This is a genomic window from Streptomyces aureus (assembly GCF_001418135.1).
In the GTDB taxonomy this organism is placed as follows: domain Bacteria; phylum Actinomycetota; class Actinomycetes; order Streptomycetales; family Streptomycetaceae; genus Streptomyces; species Streptomyces aureus_A.
The window spans coordinates 1-1,895 of sequence record NZ_LIPQ01000679.1; the positions used below are offsets into that span (position 1 = coordinate 1).

A 1,895-nucleotide genomic window follows, 5' to 3' on the forward strand; every position below is an offset into this window, starting at 1 on the left:
CCGCCCGCCGGGCAGCGGCGTGTGGCAGTGGGCGTGGCCGCCCGTCCAGGTCGTCGACCGGGATCCGGCGGCGCCCGGACGTTTCCGCGTCCTTCACACGGGACCGGCCTGAACCCGCTACCAGTAGCGCTCCAGGGCCCCTTCCTTGTACGGGGCCGGGCTCACGCTGAGTTCGCCGGCGAAGGGACGGTCCAGGACGAAGACCAGGAGCAGGCTGAAGCCGATCAGGGCGGCGACGGAGGCGACGAAGAGGAGCTGGATCCGCAGCCTGCGCATGCCGTACAGGAAGGTGAGCGGGATCAGGACGAAGGCACCGCCGAAGGCGAGGACCTGGAGGAGCGGGGGGAGTTCCTGTTCGGCCATGGTCAGGCGGGCCCGGCGCTGCGAGGCCACGCCGTTGAGGTGGCTGACGGCCTCCTCGTAGAAGACCTCTTCGCGCGGGGTCTTCGGGTCGTACTCCTGGAGGACGTCGTAGACCGTCTGGAGTTTCGCGGCGGTGGCACCGTAGCTCGGCCGCCCCTCCCGCATCCGGGGCCACTGGACCTCGACGACGGAGTGGACGTAGTCGCTGAGCGCCTCGTCGACGCGGGCGCGGACCGGGGGCGGGAAGGCGGCGGCGTCGCGGGCGATGAGGGCGACGTCGGTGGCCTCGGAGGCCACGATGGTCTGTGTGCTCTCCAGTTGGGTCCAGAGCGTCACGATGACGAAGGCGAGGATGATTCCGTAGATCGCACCGAACATGCCGAGGGTCACTCCGACCATGTCGTTGTGCTCGCCGTCGGCCAGCGACGGATGCCTGCGGCGCAGCAGCACGCTGCCGGCCACCGCCACGAGGACGGTCCCGCCGACGGTGACGACGGCCAGGGTGAAGGTGCTGAATTGATTGAGCAGCCAGAGCGACATGTGCGGGAAGTCTAGGGATCCCGCCACCGTCGCCCGGCGCACGCGCAGCGCGCGTTCCCGGCCACAACCGCCGGAGCGCACGCCTGCGCGCGTGCGCGTCGCGGACGTCCGCACCCGAGGTTCACACCATCGAGTGAGCGGGCCGACGCCGTCGTGCCGGGGGCGGGCCGGAGGGCGGGTCAGTCGTGGGTGCTCTGCCTGCCCGCCTCCTCGTCGACGGCGTACGGGTGGACGTACCGGTCGTCGTCGAACGGGGTGAACCACGTGCCGATCGCCAGCGGGGTGACGCCCACGCCGGCGAGGGCGGGGTCCTCGACGACGCCGTCCCGCGCGTCGTCGTACAGCCACTCGAAGTCCATGTCCTCGTACACCTCGTCGGCGAAGCGCTCCAGGGCTTCCGCGACGTCGTCGCCGAGGAGCCCGTACAGGTCGAGCGTGGAGTGCGCCTGCTGCAGGAGCAGCTTCAGTACGAGTTCCTCCGCGAGGCAGCCGAGCTCACGGAAGCTCCCGTCGGTGAACCGGGTGGTCAGAGCTATCGCGGTCACGAGGAAGCGGCGCGCGAAGAGCTCGTCGTACGCGAGGCCGTAGCGCGGCGGAAGCTCGGCGAGGTGCCACAGTTCGGCCCGGCACTCCGCGACGTTGGTCTCCTCGTCGGCGAGGGTCTGGACGTCGTCGTACAGCTCGTCGATGAGGACCTCCGAGGCGTAGACCAGGGCTCCGGCGGCCAGTTCGGCGGCCTCGGCCGTGAGGGCGGCCGTCGCGCCCCCCTCCGGCTGCTCCCGCTGCTCTCCGAGGAGGGGCCCGAAGGCGATCAGGCGCGGGGCCAGGGCGCGGATCTGGACCTCCAGGTCGGCCTGGTCCTCGTCGTCGTCCCCGCTCCCGTCGGCGCCGCTCCCGTCGACGCCGCTCCCGTCGGCGCCGTCGAGGGGGTGGGTCGGGTGCGTGACGTCGGAGGAGTCGGCGCCCGCCGTGTGGCGGGCGCCGACTCCTCC

The 1,895-nt window shown here is 71.8% G+C and carries 1 protein-coding gene and 1 pseudogene; both read right to left on the reverse strand.

Features of this window, described 5'->3' with window-relative positions; translation table 11 throughout:
* Positions 1–117: 117 nt before the first annotated feature.
* The gene (locus AOK00_RS36015) at positions 118–903 is read right to left on the reverse strand and encodes a DUF4239 domain-containing protein (protein ID WP_055604302.1); all 786 of its coding nucleotides are present in this window, start codon (positions 901–903) and stop codon (positions 118–120) included.
* 179 nt (positions 904–1,082) lie between these two features.
* A pseudogene (locus tag AOK00_RS36020) lies at positions 1,083–1,895 on the reverse strand (hypothetical protein); the annotation flags it as partial.

Coding starts and splice junctions, on each gene's coding strand:
- AOK00_RS36015 (WP_055604302.1), bottom strand. CDS start 903: ATGTCGCTCTGGCTGCTCAATCAATTCAGCACCTTCACCCTGGCCGTC.